At 50.0% G+C, this 16307-nt stretch carries 14 protein-coding genes; 2 read left to right on the forward strand and 12 right to left on the reverse strand.

What is annotated here, in order from left to right; all coding sequences use genetic code 11:
- Nucleotides 1–193: 193 nt before the first annotated feature.
- The 5 genes from leuA to H8K26_RS16510 form a co-directional block, all read right to left on the reverse strand.
- On the reverse strand, nt 194–1885 hold the full coding sequence (gene leuA, locus H8K26_RS16490; RefSeq protein ID WP_190480979.1) for a 2-isopropylmalate synthase: 1692 nt from the start codon (nt 1883–1885) through the stop codon (nt 194–196).
- A gap of 617 nt (nt 1886–2502) precedes the next feature.
- A complete protein-coding gene (locus H8K26_RS16495; RefSeq protein ID WP_190480981.1) occupies nt 2503–4596 on the reverse strand; it encodes a M13 family metallopeptidase in 2094 nt (697 codons plus the stop codon).
- 346 nt (nt 4597–4942) lie between these two features.
- The gene (gene lgt / locus H8K26_RS16500) at nt 4943–5740 is read right to left on the reverse strand and encodes a prolipoprotein diacylglyceryl transferase (RefSeq protein ID WP_190480983.1); all 798 of its coding nucleotides are present in this window, start codon (nt 5738–5740) and stop codon (nt 4943–4945) included.
- Nucleotides 5734–6645, reverse strand: a complete 912-nt coding sequence (locus H8K26_RS16505; protein WP_190480984.1) for a LysR family transcriptional regulator — start codon at nt 6643–6645, stop codon at nt 5734–5736. Before H8K26_RS16505 ends, lgt begins: the two co-directional genes overlap by 7 nt.
- Before the next feature lie 80 nt (nt 6646–6725).
- On the reverse strand, nt 6726–6959 hold the full coding sequence (locus H8K26_RS16510; protein WP_190480986.1) for a TIGR04438 family Trp-rich protein: 234 nt from the start codon (nt 6957–6959) through the stop codon (nt 6726–6728).
- Between the two features lie 125 nt (nt 6960–7084).
- Between H8K26_RS16510 and H8K26_RS16515 the strand changes: the two genes are divergently transcribed.
- Nucleotides 7085–7393 (forward strand): c-type cytochrome, encoded by a 309-nt coding sequence (locus H8K26_RS16515; RefSeq protein WP_186885961.1) that lies wholly within the window; start codon nt 7085–7087, stop codon nt 7391–7393.
- A gap of 103 nt (nt 7394–7496) precedes the next feature.
- On the opposite strand, the gene H8K26_RS16520 is transcribed toward H8K26_RS16515, so the two are convergent.
- The 7 genes from H8K26_RS16520 to H8K26_RS16550 form a co-directional block, all read right to left on the reverse strand.
- Nucleotides 7497–8642, reverse strand: a complete 1146-nt coding sequence (locus H8K26_RS16520) for a branched-chain amino acid ABC transporter substrate-binding protein (protein WP_186898577.1) — start codon at nt 8640–8642, stop codon at nt 7497–7499.
- Between the two features lie 699 nt (nt 8643–9341).
- Entirely contained in the window at nt 9342–9761 is a 420-nt protein-coding gene (locus tag H8K26_RS16525) for a hypothetical protein (protein WP_190480988.1), read from the reverse strand.
- A gap of 1 nt (nt 9762) precedes the next feature.
- The gene (locus tag H8K26_RS16530) at nt 9763–10182 is read right to left on the reverse strand and encodes a DNA polymerase III subunit chi (RefSeq protein ID WP_190481194.1); all 420 of its coding nucleotides are present in this window, start codon (nt 10180–10182) and stop codon (nt 9763–9765) included.
- A 1-nt stretch (nt 10183) separates the two neighbouring features.
- Nucleotides 10184–10801 carry a glutaredoxin family protein gene (locus H8K26_RS16535; protein WP_190480990.1) on the reverse strand — a complete coding sequence of 206 codons (618 nt, stop codon included), beginning with the start codon at nt 10799–10801 and terminating at the stop codon, nt 10184–10186.
- Nucleotides 10802–10812: 11 nt separating this feature from the next.
- Nucleotides 10813–12876: a M3 family metallopeptidase gene (locus tag H8K26_RS16540; protein ID WP_190480992.1), complete on the reverse strand. Its 2064-nt coding sequence runs from the start codon at nt 12874–12876 to the stop codon at nt 10813–10815.
- A 1-nt stretch (nt 12877) separates the two neighbouring features.
- The gene (gene folD / locus H8K26_RS16545) at nt 12878–13723 is read right to left on the reverse strand and encodes a bifunctional methylenetetrahydrofolate dehydrogenase/methenyltetrahydrofolate cyclohydrolase FolD (RefSeq protein ID WP_186885956.1); all 846 of its coding nucleotides are present in this window, start codon (nt 13721–13723) and stop codon (nt 12878–12880) included.
- Between the two features lie 369 nt (nt 13724–14092).
- Nucleotides 14093–14617: a helix-turn-helix domain-containing protein gene (locus H8K26_RS16550; RefSeq protein WP_186885955.1), complete on the reverse strand. Its 525-nt coding sequence runs from the start codon at nt 14615–14617 to the stop codon at nt 14093–14095.
- 461 nt (nt 14618–15078) lie between these two features.
- Here H8K26_RS16550 and tagH point away from each other — a divergent pair, with 461 nt between their 5' ends.
- Nucleotides 15079–16302 (forward strand): type VI secretion system-associated FHA domain protein TagH, encoded by a 1224-nt coding sequence (tagH, locus tag H8K26_RS16555; RefSeq protein WP_190480994.1) that lies wholly within the window; start codon nt 15079–15081, stop codon nt 16300–16302.
- The last annotated feature ends 5 nt before the right edge of the window (nt 16303–16307 follow it).

Raw genomic sequence — 16307 nt, forward strand, 5'->3', positions numbered from 1 at the left:
ATGGATAAATTCAGCTGTACCTATTCCGACACGATTTGATGCTGCGTTGCCAAACAGCGCGATCAGTAAAACCGGTACGCTCAGTGTTGACAGACAGTTTAACGTAATGATCGGAATACTTGTAGCCGATCTGCAGCAGTATCAACACGAACAATGATGCCGCTGCGGGTATTGTTGGTTTAATGTGCCAACGTCAGAGTATTGTTTCTTCCAGACGTTGATGTTGTTGCCGGTTAATCGCGTTAATGGTGGCTTGTATCGACGCTGCCTCACTGGTATCGGCCATTGCAACACCAAACTCGCGCGCGCCGTTCACTCGTATTTCCAGAATACAAAGCACTTTACTTTCCGGATTCTGACGTATTTTTTCTTCGCTGTGGCTGAATATCTGCAGTTCTATGCCTTGTGACTGAAAGGCCCGATGTAAGGTTTCATGAATGCCACGGCCTGTCGCACGGATAACTTGTGATTGTCCGTGAAACAGCAGCTCCAGCTGCAACGATAATTGCGCTGAATCGGATGGCGGTGCTCTGTGTTCCAGAAGCTGATGTGCCTGATAAGCGTAGTGCGGAAACGGTGTCAGGTATTCCTGACTGAAAATATGAAAAATTTCTGACGCCTGCATTTCTTTGCCGCTGCTGTCTGCAACGCGCTGAATGACCTGACTGAATTCGATTTGTAAGCGACGTGGCAGCCGTATGCCATATTCATGTTCAAGTAAAAATGCCATTCCGCCTTTACCTGACTGGCTGTTGACGCGGATGACAGCATCGTAATTACGCCCTATATCTTGTGGATCGATAGGTAAATACGGAACTTCCCAAAAACCTTGTGGGTCTTGCTGAGCCAGTCCTTTTTTTATGGCATCCTGATGTGAGCCTGAAAATGCGGTATGCACCAGATCGCCGACATAAGGGTGACGCGGATGTACCGGCAATTGATTGCACTCTTCCACACACTGACGCACAGAATCGATATCAGAAAAATCAAGTTGCGGATGTATGCCCTGGGTATATAAGTTCAGTGCCAGCGTCACAAGATCGACATTGCCAGTGCGTTCGCCATTCCCGAACAGGCAGCCTTCAACACGATCGGCGCCGGCCATGATGGCCAGTTCGGCTGCCGCAACGGCGGTACCACGGTCATTATGCGGATGAACGCTGAGCACGGTCGCAGAGCGGTAAGTGAGATGCCTGTGCATCCATTCAATCTGATCTGCATAAATATTCGGCGTACTTGATTCAACGGTGCCCGGCAAGTTGATGATGATTTTTCGCTCAGGTGTCGCTTGCCATATTTCGCTGACGGCGTTGCATATTTCTTTCGAAAAATCGAGCTCAGCCATGCTGAAGGTTTCCGGTGAATATTCAAAAATCCACTCGGTTTCCGGTTGTGCGTCGGTCAGCGTTTTGATCAGTTGTGTTCCGGCGATGGCAATTTGTTTTATTTCTTCGCGGCTTTTTGCAAAGACGATACGGCGAAATGCGGGTGCAATCGGGTTATACAAATGCACGATCGCACGTCGCGCACCTTTCAGCGACGCGATGGTTCTGTGTATCAGTTCGGGGCGAGCCTGAGTCAATACCTCTATCGTCACGTCATCAGGAATCCGCTGTTCCGTAATTAACTGACGGACGAAATCGAAATCGGTGTCCGATGCCGCCGGGAACGCCACTTCAATTTCTTTCAGACCGATGCGTGTCAGCATTTCAAAAAAGCGCAGTTTGGTGGCGCTGTTCATGGGTTCTGTCAGTGCCTGATTCCCATCACGTAAATCGGTACTCATCCAGATGGGTGCTGCACAGATGACGCGTTCTGGCCACTGACGTGCGGGCAAATCGATAGGAGGAAACGGGCGGTATTTGTTCGACGGTTGAGCAAGCATCTGTATCTCTCGGCTAGGTTTTGACGACAGTCCGCCTCGCTTTCAAGCGATAGTGGTCTGGACTGTTGAACGGAATGAAGCTGGCGTTCAGAGGTTAACTGACGGCCAGCAAACAATACGCGAGGCCAGTTAACCGATCGGTAGTCGTAGTACGGATAGCAGTGCTTGCACAGCGATGGACAGCATCAGCCCGGCGTCGCTACGACGCTGAAAACGGCTGATCAATCTGGCGCTGATGTACATGCGGATTCCTGAAGGAGGACTTCGGTGAAGTCGAAAAAACTGAAAATAAAAACGGGAGTAAAACCTGATTGAGACTACTTTTTTAGCAGAATTGCTTTGCTTATTTAGGTAGTAGCAGAGATGCCAGTGATAGCAGAGTCAGTAGCATCCAGCCCGAAAACGCGAGCAGCAGAGCGGGTCTGTGTCCGGTAGTTGTTTTCGCAGCAGTGATATGAGTGGATGTACGCATGGGTTTAATGTAAAGCCTTACGCAGATCGATGTCAAGGCTGAATTTAAAAAAAGCTCTCTTTCCTTTTAGAGAAAGAGAGCTTGGACTGATTGTTGAAATCAGCTTCTGGTGTGATGTGAATACAGATTCACATCGCTGATGTTATTACCAGATCGTGATGCGTTTCTCTGGCGCGGTGTACATTTTGTCGCCTTCTTTGACGCCAAACGCAGAGTAGAAAGCTGGCAGGTTGGTCAGTGGTGCATTACCACGTACCGCCGCTGGCGAGTGTGGGTCGGTGTTGATCAGACGAATCGCTTCGGCATCACGCGCCTTACCACGCCAGACTTGTGCCCAGCCCATGAACAAACGCTGGTCGCCAGTGTAACCATCAATCACCGGTGCTGCTTTGCCGCCGAGTGAGATCTGATACGCTTTATATGCGATCGATAAACCAGAATTATCGGCGATGTTTTCACCGAGTGTGAGTGCGCCGTTGACGTTATAACCTGGCAGCGGGCTATACGCGTTGTATTGTGCGATCATCGCTGCGGTCAGTTTGCCGAAATTCGCTTTGTCTTCTTTCGTCCACCAGTCACGCAGATTGCCATCGCCATCAGACTGGCTACCGGAATCATCAAAGCCGTGGCTGATTTCATGCCCGATCACCGCGCCGATGCCGCCGTAATTCACCGCATCATCTGCTGCAGGATTGAAGAATGGCGGTTGCAGAATCGCTGCCGGGAATACGATTTCATTCTGACGTGAGTTGTAATACGCGTTCACGGTTTGTGGGCTCATGCCCCATTCTTTGCGGCTGACTGGCTGACCTAATTTGGACAATTGGCGTAAGTATTCATGTTCGCGGCCACGCATCACGTTACCGACCAGATCGTCTTTTTTGATGACCAGTTTGCTGTAATCACGCCACACATCCGGGTAGCCGATTTTCGGTGTGAATTTAGCGAGTTTGGTTAGCGCTTCTTTTTTGGTTTCAGGGCTCATCCAGTCCAGCGTTTCTATGCTTTGTTTGTACGCGAGCGTCAGATTTTTCACCAGTTCTTCCATGCGTGCTTTATTCTCAGGCGGGAAGTATTTGGCGACATACAGTTTGCCCAGTGCTTCCGACATGCTTTCTTCCACGCGTGCCACACCACGTTTCCAACGTGGCTGGTTGGCCGGAATGCCGCGTAATGTCACGCTGGAGAAGTTGAAATCTTCATCAACAAAGCGCTTCGATAACAGGCTGGCATACGCACTCAGCACTTTCCATTTGTAATAGGACTGCCATACAGAGACTGGCGTTTCATGGATGATTTTTGCCATGCCACTGAGGAAACCCGGTTGACGGACAATCACGTAATCCACGCGGTTGCCGACGCCAGTGCCTGCGAAATACGCGGTCCAGTCGAAGCCGGGCAGCAGTTCTGCTAATTTTGCTTTTTCAATTTTGTTGTAGGTTTTGACCGGGTTCCGATTTTCGACTTTAGTCCATTGGATTTTCGCGATTTCTGTTTCCAATGCAAGGATGCTGGCGGCCGCTTTTTCAGCGTCTTTCTGACCGCTCATTTCCAGCATTTTTTCTATGTGTTTAACGTAAGCATCGCGGAAGCCTTTGAGCTTGGCATCGTCGTCTTTCAGGTAGTAATCACGGTCTGGCAAACCCAGCCCGCCCTGACTGACATACACTGCGTATTTGCTGGAATCACGTGCATCCTGGCCGATGCCGGATTGCACCGGCAGCGAAACGCCGAGTTTGGACAGATTAGAAATCAGTGCTGGCAAATCTTCTTTTTTGGTGAAACGGTCAATGCGGTTGAATGTCGCTTTGAGCGGTGCGATATCAAGTTTCTCGGCCTGCGCTTCGTCCATGAAACTATTGTAAAGATCGGCGATTTTTTTCTCGTTGCTGCCCGCTTTCAATTTGCCGTCTGCGGCTAATGCTTTGATGATGTCATACGAACGTTGTTCGGATAAGTCGCGCAACTGATCGAAAGAACCAAAGCGGGCGCGGTCTGCTGGAATCTCTGCATTCGCCAGCCATTTACCTGACATGAATTTGAAGAAATCATCCTGTGGACGAACGCTGGTATCTATCCATTGCAGGTCGATGCCTGAACTGCGGGCGGGTGTGGTAGTCGTTGTCGTTGCCGCTGCGGTCGTGTTGGCTGGTGTTGTCGTGGTTTGGGCAAAAGCGGCGCCGGTGCTGCCGGCAGAGATAGCTGCCAGGACGGCAAGCGAGAGCAGGGTGCGTTGCATGTGAGAGTCCCTTTAATTTTTAAATTCGGTTGAAATAGAGTTCATGAAATGTCATTCAATCGCTGGCATCAAAAGTAATGCAAGGGGAAGAATGCTGTCCAGTTTTATGAGACAAAAAAGCGGCTAATTAGTTCGTCAGAATGCGAAATAATCAGCCGCTTTTGTTATCCGGATAATGCGGTCGGTGACGCCGGTTTTAGTCTGAATACGCATTGTTGAGGCGATCTTCAGGAGGCTATTTAAGGCGATAAAAGCATGAAATATACTGGGGGGAGTATATTTAAACCTCCTTTATTTACGCGGAGATTAAGGTGTTTTTTACATATACTCCCCAAAATTACAGCAATTACGAGGATTTTTTCTGACGGTAAGACCAGAACAGCAGCAGCGCGCCGACCACTATCATCGGCAGAGAAAGCATCTGTCCGGCAGAGATCGTGAGTCCGGCGAAACTGACTTCGTAATCCGGCGTGCGGAAGTATTCTGTGCAGAAGCGGGCACAGCCATACAGGATCACAAACAGCGAACCAACTGCCAGCCGAGGCCGTGCTTTGCTGGCGAAGATCCACAAAATAATGAACAGTAAAACACCATCGACCAGTGCCTGATACAGCGGCGATGGATGCACAGGATGATCGACGCCGGGCCAGATCATCGCCCACGGTAAATCGGCGGAGGCAACGCGCCCCGGCAATTCGTGATTGATGAAGTTGCCGATGCGGCCAGCCGCATAACCAAGCGGCACGAGCGGCGCGATGAAATCGTACACATCCGCCAGATGCATTTTTGCTTTACGCGCCCACAAGGACATCGCAATCAGCACACCGAGAAAACCACCATGAAATGACATGCCGCCTTTCCAGACTTTGAAAATTTCCAGCGGATTGTCGAGGTAGTAGGGCAGTCCGTAAAAAAGCACTTCGCCAAGACGACCGCCGAGGATGACGCCAAGCACGCCATAAAAAAGCATGTCGTCGATATGTTCGCGGGTCCAGCCTTTGGCGGCGACATGCGGCAATCTGAGGCGATAACGGCCCAGAACAATAAACTGGGCAAAGGCGACCATATACATCAGGCCATACCAATGCACGGAAAGGGGGCCAATGGCAAAAGCGACGGGATCAGGATTAGGATGAATCAGCATGTGGTTGTATGTAAAAGCTGTAAAAAGGAGGCGAGTACCGCTGACGGATTATCTTTGCGCCAGACGATGCCGATCTCTACTGCAGGTGCGGCATGTTCAATCGGATGATAGACCACGCCGGGGCGCTGCAAGTTCGAGACGGATTGTGGCACAAGTGCGACACCCATGCCAGCCGAGACCAGACCGACGATGGTTTGCATCTGTATTGCCTCCTGGCCGATGACCGGCGTTTTCCCCACCGCATGGAAATGGCCGAGTATCGCATCGTGCAATGACGGCGCGATTTTGCGGGGGAATAAGATTAATGGCAGATCCGGACAGTTTTCCATTTTGAGTGAACTGTGACGCGGTAGTAAGTGCTCAGGTGCCGCCAGCATCAGCGGTTCGGTCAGAATTTTCTGATAGCACAAAAGCTGTTGCAGTTTTTCGGGTAAAGGCGGGATCATGAAGCCGGCGTCAATTTCACTTTTTTCCAGTGCATCGAGTTGGACATCGGTCGTCGCTTCACGCAACTCTATGCTGACGTCGGGATGACTTTGGCGAAACGCTCTCAACGTCGGCGGCAGTATGCTGTAATCGGCGACGGAGACGAAGGCGAGAGACAAATGCCCTTGTGCACCAGCGGCGGCTCTTTGTGCCAACTGACTCAGACTATTCGCCTGTTCCAGCAGCCGTCTGGCTTCCGGCAGCAAAGCAATTCCGGCGGGCGTCAGCGCGGTATGGCGGGTGGTACGGATAAACAGTGCGGTACCGAGCAAGGTTTCGAGCGACTGAATCGCTTGCGATAGCGGCGGTTGGGTCATATTCAGGCGTAGTGCGGCTTTACCAAAATGCATTTCTTCCGCAACCGCGATGAAATAGCGAAGCTGGCGTAATTCCAGATGGCGCAGATCAGAATTGCTCATGCGTGAAGATTACCGGTTTTCTTGTCCGTAAAAAAAGCCGACCCAATGTCGGCTTTGTGTTTTCTTAAAACTGAGTGTCATCAACGACGACCGACTTTTTTATCAAACGTCCGCTTCAGGCGTTCTGCCTTCATTTTTTCGAAGTGCGCATCATCTTTGCGTTTATCCAGACCCAGCATGCGTTCGAAAAATTCAAACCACAAAAAGGCAAATATTGCACCGCCAATAATCCACCACCAGGACATCGTGGCGAACACCGACACTTCGGCAAGTTTTAAGACCAGCAATAAGAACAGCGAGATGATCAGTAGCATAATTAGTTTCCTTTTGTCAGCAGATTAAAACGTATTGCGTGGCAGGTCAACCAGCATGTTTTCAGTCGTGTTCAAATCTCTGAAAAGCGTTAAAATGAAACGGTATTTTTAACCTGGAGAGAACAATGAAATATTCCTTAATCGTAGGTGCTGCTCTGGCAGTATTGGCATCTGGCTCGGCGCTGGCAAATGCCGATCTGGCAAAAGCGAAAAATTGTCTGGCATGTCATGCGGTTGATAATAAAGTCGTCGGTCCTGGCTACAAAGAAGTGGCAAAAAAATATGCGGGCGATAAAACTGCAGAAGCCAAACTGATACAAAAAGTCATCAAAGGTGGTACCGGTACATGGGGCGCGATCCCTATGCCAGCGAATCCGCAAGTCACAGAAGCAGAAGCTAAAACTTTGGTTAAGTGGATTCTGGCTTTGAAATAAGCAAAACAGACTGCTGAAAAATGCAGATCATCATTAATAAAAAAACCCGGTTCATTTGAACCGGGCTTTTTTTGTCTGAACTTGAAGCTGATCTTGACGCTGATTATTTCGTCACAGCCAACAGATCACGTTTGCCGCCTTTGTATGTGTACAAAGTCAGTGTACCGTCTTTGATATCGCCTTTGTCATCAAATGCGATATCGCCAGTGACGCCTTTGTATTTGATTTTCTTCAGTACTGGCAAATATTTTGCCGGTTCTGCAGAATTAGCTTGTTTCATTGCTTCGACCATCGTCATCACAGCATCGTAAACATACGGTGCATAGATCTGAACATCGACGCCGAATTTTTTCTTGTAAGCTGCTTTCCAGTTGTCGTTCGCTATTTTTTGCGCATCGAGAACACCACCAGCCTCAGCACAAACTACCTGGCCTTCGCCGATAGCATCACCAGCGAGTTTAACCAGATCGGCGGTACAGATACCGTCGCCGCCCATGAATTTCGCATTCACGCCCAATGCTTTCATCTGACGCAGCATAGGACCGGCAACCGCATCCATACCACCGAAGAAAATCAGATCAGGTTTTTTCGCTTTGATTGTGGTCAGAATTGCGGCGAAATCATTCGATTTATCCGTTGTATGTTCCTGAACGAGGATTTCTGCGCCTTTACCTTTAGCACCTTTGACGAATTCTTTCGCTACACCTTCGCCGTAGGCTGTTTTATCGTCAATCACTGCAATTTTTTTCGCTTTGCTGATCTGTACAGCATAACGACCCAAAGTTCCGCCTAACTGGCCGTCGTTAGCCACAACGCGGAATGCGCCTTTGAAGCCTTGGTTGGTGTATGGAACTGCTGTTGCAGATGGGGAAATTTGTGGAATACCTGCATCGTTGTAGATTTTGGATGCTGGGATTGTTGTTCCTGAATTCAGATGGCCGATGACGCCGTTGACTTTGGCATCAACCAGTTTTTGCGCAACAGTCGTGCCTTGTTTAGGATCGCCGCCGTCGTCTTCAGCCAGCAATTCGAATTTTGCTTTTTTGCCGCCTATCATCACGCCTTTTGCATTCAACTCTTCGATCGCCATTTTGGCGCCGTTTTCATTGTCTTTACCTAAGTGGGCAATAGCGCCGGAAACTGGGCCGACGTGACCAATTTTAATAACGACTTCCTGAGCTGCCGCAGAACCGGCAAATGCGAAAGCGATCGCGCCAGCCAGTGGAATCATTTTAGTTTTTAACGACATGAACATACTCCCTTGAGGATTAAAAAGTAGGGCTACAAAACTGTAATGCCAACCTATTCAGGAAACTGAATATACAAAAGGTACAACAGAAAAAAAATTTCGGAAAGCTCTTTAGCATGATTTTTTTTATCCGAATGATTTTTCCATGCGCCAAAATCGGGCATTTTTTTAACCGGGATTGCCAGCTTTTAACTCATAGAAAGTCAGCACCGATTATTAATGTTGAAGCCTTGATAAGCAACCGCTGTCCATCTCGCGAATACTTCTTTGCAGTGCATCAAAATGTTATGTCGCAGCCTTCCCATGTTCACAAGGTTTGCCACGATAGTGCCGATGTCAGAGTGGGAAGGTTTTCTGAATGAGGACAAATGCCGGGGCGGTAAGGCGCGGCCAGAGATAACTTAGGGCGAGGCGCACAAAGTTGGTGCGACCTCATGAAAATGCGAGTGAAAAATGCTTTGAAATTTTATTTGATAGCGACAATATTTTTTTAATTCTGGTGGTTTTTTACATCAGTAAGAGGCTGATTTTGTGCGGCGCACCACGTTATTGTGATCGATTTTATGCGTCACCCGAACGTGCGTGCATTGGATATGTTGCTGGCAGGATAGGTCAGACGGCGCGCCGAATGCAGTCGTCTGACCGCAGAAAACTCGCCTGAAAGAATGGAACGAGGTGTTGCAACATTGAGATAAAAAACTATTTTGAATTCTTCACCTTGTTGATTTCCTGGGTGACAGCTCTGGTGACCAGTTCTTCCAGTGAGTTTTTCAGACCGGCGCGAATCTCTTTCGCCAAGCCCTCAACCGCTGTCTGCAATACATCGGCAAGATTGTCCCTGACTCTATGTTCAAGAACAAAATCGACGCGCGCCAGAACGTGCTTCAGTACGTCTTCTTTTAAACTTTGCTCCAGTGTTTGCCAGTGTTCTTCCGGAATGCTGACATTTGTTGCCTCGGCATCCGCTTGGGCAATGGCGGCGGGCGGCGGGCTTGGTAATGGAGATGAGGATGTTGTTGCAGCTGTTACCGTTCCAGCCTCAGCATTATCCACAGTTTCAGTAACCGGGAGGATAATTTCGGTGAGAACGGGGATGCTGGCATCAATCGAGGTATTCATATTATTTAGCGACGTTATGGCTGAGTGTGTGGCCTTGTTGTTGATAGTGGCGATAGCGTTCGCGCGCTGCCAGCGTGTCTTGCTGGTCGCCCGAGACGATTTCTATCATGCGGCTAAACAGAGGGAAATGTTCCGGCACCGAGGCACTCAGATTGACCAGCAATTCAAAATGCGGGCTTTGATCCAGACGCGTATTGCTGAGGACAATCGGCGTCATTGATGCCAGTGCGTCATCGGCCATGACATGCGGTAAAAAATCGGCTTCGCTGATGGTCCACAGTGCTTCATCCAGGTGGCGCAGAACAGTCAGATCATGATGATAGACCACGACTTTGCTGTTCGCTGCGCGCGCCTTGCGTATCAGTCGGCAGGCGTAATGCAGCTTGTCAGCGACATTACTGTGGAAATCGATACGCGTCATATCAGAAGCGGAAGTCATTTTCTGACGCAGGCTTTTTGGACGGAACGTTGGCAGGTTTTTTCTGCTGTGCGGGCTTTTCACCGGCTGTCGTTGCCGGTGCAGTGGGTGCTGCGCTTTCTGCTGCCGGATAACGATAATCCGGCGGCAGCATGTTGCTGGCAGGATAAGCGGCGGACGTTACCGCAGCTTTCCAGTCGTCAGCATTGTAACCACGTAATTTCTTGCTGCCGATTTGCATCACAGGTAGCTGGGTGTCGCCACTGATTTGTTTTAGTTTTTCTATGTCTTCGGATGTTTTGACAGTTTTTTCTGAAAAAGGAACACCGGCGGATTTCAACAGATTTTTGCCATCATTACAGGGCGCGCAATTGGCCGCTGTGTAAATGGTCACCGGATTTTTTGAGACCGCCTGCCCGAGTTCATAAGGAAAGTTCGCTGTGCTGACCGAGCCGGACAATTCTTTTTTTTCCAGCAATTTCTGATTCGCCTGTGGCGGGGTGTCGGAATACGTGATTTTTCCATCCGGTCCAACAGATTTATACAGCTGTGCCTGCGCTTGCACTGCCAGTAACATCAAGGGCAGAAGCAGGAAATGCTTTGCTGAGGTTGTTCGTTTCAAGGTGTGCTCCTTCAGGCTGACATGCCGCTATGGCGTAATAAAGCATCGATGGCGGGCTCTCTGCCACGGAAGGCTTTGAATGAATCAAGCGCCGGGCGTGAGCCACCAACTTCCAGTACTTCTTTCTGAAACTTTTGTCCCGCTGTGCGTGACAGATTGCTGCCCTCAGTTTTACCGTGTTCTTCAAACGCAGCATAGGCATCGGCAGATAATACCTCGGCCCATTTATAACTGTAGTAACCAGCGGCATAACCGCCGGCAAAGATGTGGCTGAATGCATGCTGGAAGCGGTTGAATTCCGGTGCGGTAAACACAGAAATCTGTTCTCTGACCTGATTCAAAATATCCTGCACCGACTGCGTTCCGTGTGGATCGAACTGATCGTGCAGACGCATATCGAACAGCGCAAATTCAACCTGACGCAGGGTTTGCAAGCCAGACTGAAAATTTTTCGCCGCGATCATCTTGTCGTACAAACTGCGCGGTAAAGGTTCGCCGGTATCTGCATGGGCGGTCATGTGTTGCAGCACATCCCACTCCCAGCAAAAATTCTCCATAAACTGTGATGGTAATTCGACGGCATCCCATTCCACGCCGGAAATGCCGGATACCGATAAATCATCAACTTGTGTCAGCAGATGATGCAGACCATGACCGAATTCATGGAACAGCGTGATCACTTCATCGTGGGTAAAGTAAGCTGGTTTGCGCACGCCATCCACCGTCGCAGGTTCGGTGAAATTGCACACCAGATAGGCAACCGGTGTTTGTATGCCATCGGCGTTTTTGCGGCGACCGCGGGCATCGTCCATCCAGGCGCCGCCACGTTTGCCCTGACGCGCATACAGGTCAAGATAGAACTGACCGATCAGTTGGCCGTCTTTTTCTATGCGATAAAACTGCACATCAGGGTGCCAGGTATCGGCTTTATCGATACGGATGGTGACGCCGAACAAGGTCTGAATCACGCGGAATAAGCCGCTGATGACTTGCGGCTCGGGGAAATACAATTTCACTTCCTGCTCAGAAAAAGCATAGCGCTGTTCGCGCAGCTTTTCGGATGCATAGGTGACATCCCACGCTTCGAGCATGCTGATGCCTAATTGTTCTGCGGCGAAGCTGCGTAATTCCTGCAAGTCTTTTTCTGCATAAGGGCGGGCACGCTGGGCGAGGTCTTCAAGAAAGCTGCTGACCAGCGCCGGTGATTCTGCCATCTTGCTGACCAGAGAAACTTCGGCAAAATTCCGGTAGCCGAGTAATTCTGCTTCTTCTTTGCGTAACTGCAGCAGTTCCGCAATGATTGCGGTGTTATCCCATTCTGGCTTCGCACCTAATTCGGATGCCTTGGTGGCATTCGCGCGATAAATCGTTTCACGAATCTGGCGATTGTCGGCGTATTGCAATAACGGAAAATAAGACGGGAAATGCAGGGTGAACTGATAACCGGCTTTACCATTTTTTTCAGCCGTTGCTTTGGCTGCCTGAATCACATCTTCCGGCACGCCTTTGAGTTCGTTGATGTCGCTGATCAGTAACGCATAATCGTTGGTGGCATCGAGCACATTTTCGGAGAAACGCGTGGTCAGCATCGCGTGTTTTTCCTGAATTTCTGCATAGCGTTGTTTCAGTTCATCCGGCAACTCAGCGCCACCCAGACGGAAATCACGGATCGCGTTTTGTATGATGGTTTTGCGTGCCACAGGCAAGGCATCAAACCCGGCTTGCGCGCGCAAGGCTTTGTATTTGCCGAACAACGCCAGATTTTGTCCCAGCTCGGTCCAGAACTCTGTGATCGCCGGTTGATTTTCATTGTAGGCCGCCCGCAATTCCGGCGTATCGGCTACGCCATTCAGATGGCTGACGATGCCCCAGGCACGGCCCAGTTTTTCGGTGGCGTTCTCCAGTGGCTCAACAAAATTTTCCCACGTCACTTCGTCCTGACTGGCGGACAGTTGTTCGACCACGGCACGGTTTTCCGCCAGCAGGCTGGTGATGGCGGGCGTGATGTGTTCGGCGCGGATATCGGCAAAACGTGGCAGGTCGGTAAAGTCGAGTAATGGAGAACTGGTTGTCATCTTAATTTCTTTCGGCAGCTTCAATCGTGTTGACCAGTAACATGGTGATGGTCATAGGACCTACGCCACCCGGAACCGGTGTGATATAACCCGCGACTTCTTTGGTTGGCGCATAGTCAACGTCGCCACAGAGTTTGCCGTCATCGTCACGATTCATACCAACGTCAATCACAACGGCGCCTGGTTTGACCATGTCTGCGGTAACGATATTGCGTTTGCCAGTGGCGACAACAAGAATGTCGGCGTTGCGCGTATGCGCTGCCAGATCGCGGGTCTTGGAATTGCAGATGGTGACGGTGGCACCGGCTTGCAAGAGCAACATCGCCTGTGGCTTACCGACGATATTCGACGCACCGACCACGACCGCATTTGCACCGCGCACCGGGTAATCAATCGATTCCAGCATTTTCATGACGCCGTATGGTGTGCATGGACGGAACAGCGGCTGGCCTGTCATCAGCAAACCGGCGTTGCTGATATGGAAGCCGTCGACGTCTTTTTCTGCGGCGATCGCCTCGATGACTTTATTCGCGTTGATGTGCGCAGGCAAAGGCAGTTGCACCAGAATGCCGTTAATTTTCGGATCCTGATTCAGTCTTTCGATGTGGGCGAGCAAATCGGCTTCGCTGAGATCGGCCGCATATTTTTCCAGTACTGAATAGAAACCGCAGTCTTCACATGCTTTCACCTTGTTGCGGACATACACCTGCGAGGCCGGGTTTTCACCGACCAGGATGACTGCCAGACCCGGCTGTTTTCCTTGCGCTGTCAGGGCAGCAGCACGTTGCGTGACGTCGGCACGAATTTGTTGGGAGAGTTCGGTTCCGCTGATAATTTGGGCAGTCATGATGGGCTTTGCAAAAGAAGATCAAGCCGCGATTATAAATTATGCGGTGGCTCACCGGATAACTATGCGGAGTGAGGCAGAATGCAAACGTATGCCTGCGTGAGAAGTCTGCGTGCCGGATAGCTGAAATATCACGTATATCACGTTGAGGCTGCGCTCAGACGTGTGCGGTGAACCGGAGTTTCGACGATATTCAGAGCAGAGAACCAGATCGAGTTGTTTTTAACTGTAAATATACTCTGGGGGAGTATATTTACAGCCCCAATGATTTCAAAGACATTAGGGGGATTTTGATAATTTATGGGGGAGTATCTGAAATATCGACAGTAGCGGACAAAGCGATGATGCCCGCAGCAAGTGTCAGCAAGGCTATTTATACATGACGACGGCCAGCACCAGTCCTAATACGCACAAAGCATAGATAAAGAGTGCGGTGGTGGGTGGGGCTATCCCTGCATTTGTCGCGGAACGCTTACCGCTATCGGCGGAAGCCCGCGCTTTGCTGCCTTTTGCAGACGGCAACTTTTTCTTACCGTGCACATCCGGCATCAACTCGAGCAGTGGCGCAGAGTCCAGCTTAAGCAGCTTCGCGTATGCGCGGACAAAACCGCGGACGATTGCCGGTGCCGGCAGGACGTCATAATCGTCCGCTTCAATTGCCAGTATCTGGTGACGTGTTATTTTCAGTTGCGTCGCCACCTGATCAACAGTCCAGCCAGACGCATTGCGGGCTGCGGCCAGCCTGGCTCCCGGCGAAGAGGACAGGCGTTCAGCATCAGCGTTAAATACATCAGTCGCAATGGGTTGCCCAAGCCTGGACTCAATCAGTTCCTGATAATGAAAAGATCCCGTCACTTCTGATAATAACGGCTGACCCGACCCTGCATCACTCATAGAACCCTCGCTTTAAAAAAACGATATTTTGCGCAAAAACGGCGAATAACTATAGCACTGATCATATTGCTTTTTTGTAACTGCGTGTAATTTTTATAGTGTTGCTTACTGTATCGTTGTAAAGCCGTTACTTCATGTCATTTAGACTCAGATATTGCTTTTTTTGTTACATCGAAAGATGTGCTTATGCTTGGTTTACGTCGGTGGGTTGACGTGATCTTGATCTCTTATGCAAGCCCTGTTTGTCACCTGCATGGTACTTTTGATCATCATCATTTTTACCAGTTGGCAGATTGTTGTGGCTCCGCCGTGGTAAAAATTTAACGCCGTTGTCTAAGCCTGATGCAAATAATGCGCCATAAATGCGCGATAATCTCAGGTTGGTTTAAAACCAGCCAGACTCTCGTCCGGTGCTTTCCTTTTCCCGTGGGCCTATCCGCTTTGATTCCGGAGTATGACAAATGATAAAAATTGCCGTTGTTTCATATAACAATGAAACTCCTATCTCCCCCGTTGCGGCCAGTTTTAGTGACACACCGCAGACGATAGGACGCAGCGACGACAATTTTCTGGTCTTACCTGATCCCAAACATTTCGTTTCCCGCACTCAGGCCAAAGTCTGGAGCGATGGAACACACCATTATCTGATGAATGTCAGTCTGGCCAATCCTGTCAGTGTTAACGGTAAAGAAATCGATCCAGAGCATGACTATGCCATTCATATCGGCGACCAGATTCAGATTGGCTTATATGTACTCGAAGTTTTTGCCAGTGAGGCGCAAAGCGACACCACGTTAACTGCGGTCGGCGTGACAGATGTCATTGCCGCACCGGCTCCGACCGGGAGTGTATCGTTCGTAAAAACAGCGGCATTGCAAGGCGACCGGAAAGAGACGCCGCAACCTCCACGATTTTTAATGCGTGCGGACACCGATGCTGTTGCTGAAAACTTGCATCAGGACGAGGTACATAGTCTGCCATCGGCTACCACGACGCAGCCAGCATCGGACGGCGTGGTAGCCGAGGCGGTCGAGGTAGCAGATGTCGCAAAACTGGCCGAATCAGCGAAGGCTGCTGCGGATTCCAATGACTTATTAAATGCCTTTTTACAGGGCGCGGGACTGACTTCTCTGCACATTTCCTCCGGGCTGACAACGGAACTGATGGAAACATTAGGCAAATTAGTGGCGACGTCGGTGGAAGGAACGATGGGTTTGATTTCGCAACGGGCATTGGTGAAGCGCGAAGTGAATGCGGACGTCACCATGGTGGTGTTACGAAAAAACAATCCCTTAAAATTTTTCCCGGATAGTCAGACGGTACTGACGCAGATGCTGCGCAAAAAGATGCCCGGCTTTATGACGCCGGCAGAAGCGATGGAAGATGCATTTCAGGATTTACGCGCGCATCAGCTGGGCGTTGTCGCCGGGATGAAGGCCGCGATGGACGCGCTGCAGAAAAAATTTGAACCGGCTGGATTTGCGCGCTTGTTGCCGGTGCCGACGTTGATGGATAAGATGAATCCGGCACGCCGTAAAGCGGATATGTGGGATCATTTTGTGGAAATGTTTGAAGATCTTTCGCTGGAATCGAAAGACGAATTTCAGACCTTGTTCGGCAAAGAATTTTTAGCTGCTTACGAACGCGAAGTGGAACGTGCCAGACACGAATCCCCTGCGCTTTGAATGAT

The organism is Cognatundibacterium aquatile (assembly GCF_014699135.1).
Classification (GTDB): Bacteria; Pseudomonadota; Gammaproteobacteria; order Burkholderiales; family Burkholderiaceae_D; genus Undibacterium; species Undibacterium aquatile.

Coding starts and splice junctions, on each gene's coding strand:
- leuA (WP_190480979.1), bottom strand. CDS start 1,885: ATGCTTGCTCAACCGTCGAACAAATACCGCCCGTTTCCTCCTATCGAT.
- H8K26_RS16495 (WP_190480981.1), bottom strand. CDS start 4,596: ATGCAACGCACCCTGCTCTCGCTTGCCGTCCTGGCAGCTATCTCTGCC.
- lgt (WP_190480983.1), bottom strand. CDS start 5,740: ATGCTGATTCATCCTAATCCTGATCCCGTCGCTTTTGCCATTGGCCCC.
- H8K26_RS16505 (WP_190480984.1), bottom strand. CDS start 6,645: ATGAGCAATTCTGATCTGCGCCATCTGGAATTACGCCAGCTTCGCTAT.
- H8K26_RS16510 (WP_190480986.1), bottom strand. CDS start 6,959: ATGCTACTGATCATCTCGCTGTTCTTATTGCTGGTCTTAAAACTTGCC.
- H8K26_RS16515 (WP_186885961.1), top strand. CDS start 7,085: ATGAAATATTCCTTAATCGTAGGTGCTGCTCTGGCAGTATTGGCATCT.
- H8K26_RS16520 (WP_186898577.1), bottom strand. CDS start 8,642: ATGTCGTTAAAAACTAAAATGATTCCACTGGCTGGCGCGATCGCTTTC.
- H8K26_RS16525 (WP_190480988.1), bottom strand. CDS start 9,761: ATGAATACCTCGATTGATGCCAGCATCCCCGTTCTCACCGAAATTATC.
- H8K26_RS16530 (WP_190481194.1), bottom strand. CDS start 10,182: ATGACGCGTATCGATTTCCACAGTAATGTCGCTGACAAGCTGCATTAC.
- H8K26_RS16540 (WP_190480992.1), bottom strand. CDS start 12,876: ATGACAACCAGTTCTCCATTACTCGACTTTACCGACCTGCCACGTTTT.
- folD (WP_186885956.1), bottom strand. CDS start 13,723: ATGACTGCCCAAATTATCAGCGGAACCGAACTCTCCCAACAAATTCGT.
- H8K26_RS16550 (WP_186885955.1), bottom strand. CDS start 14,617: ATGAGTGATGCAGGGTCGGGTCAGCCGTTATTATCAGAAGTGACGGGA.
- tagH (WP_190480994.1), top strand. CDS start 15,079: ATGATAAAAATTGCCGTTGTTTCATATAACAATGAAACTCCTATCTCC.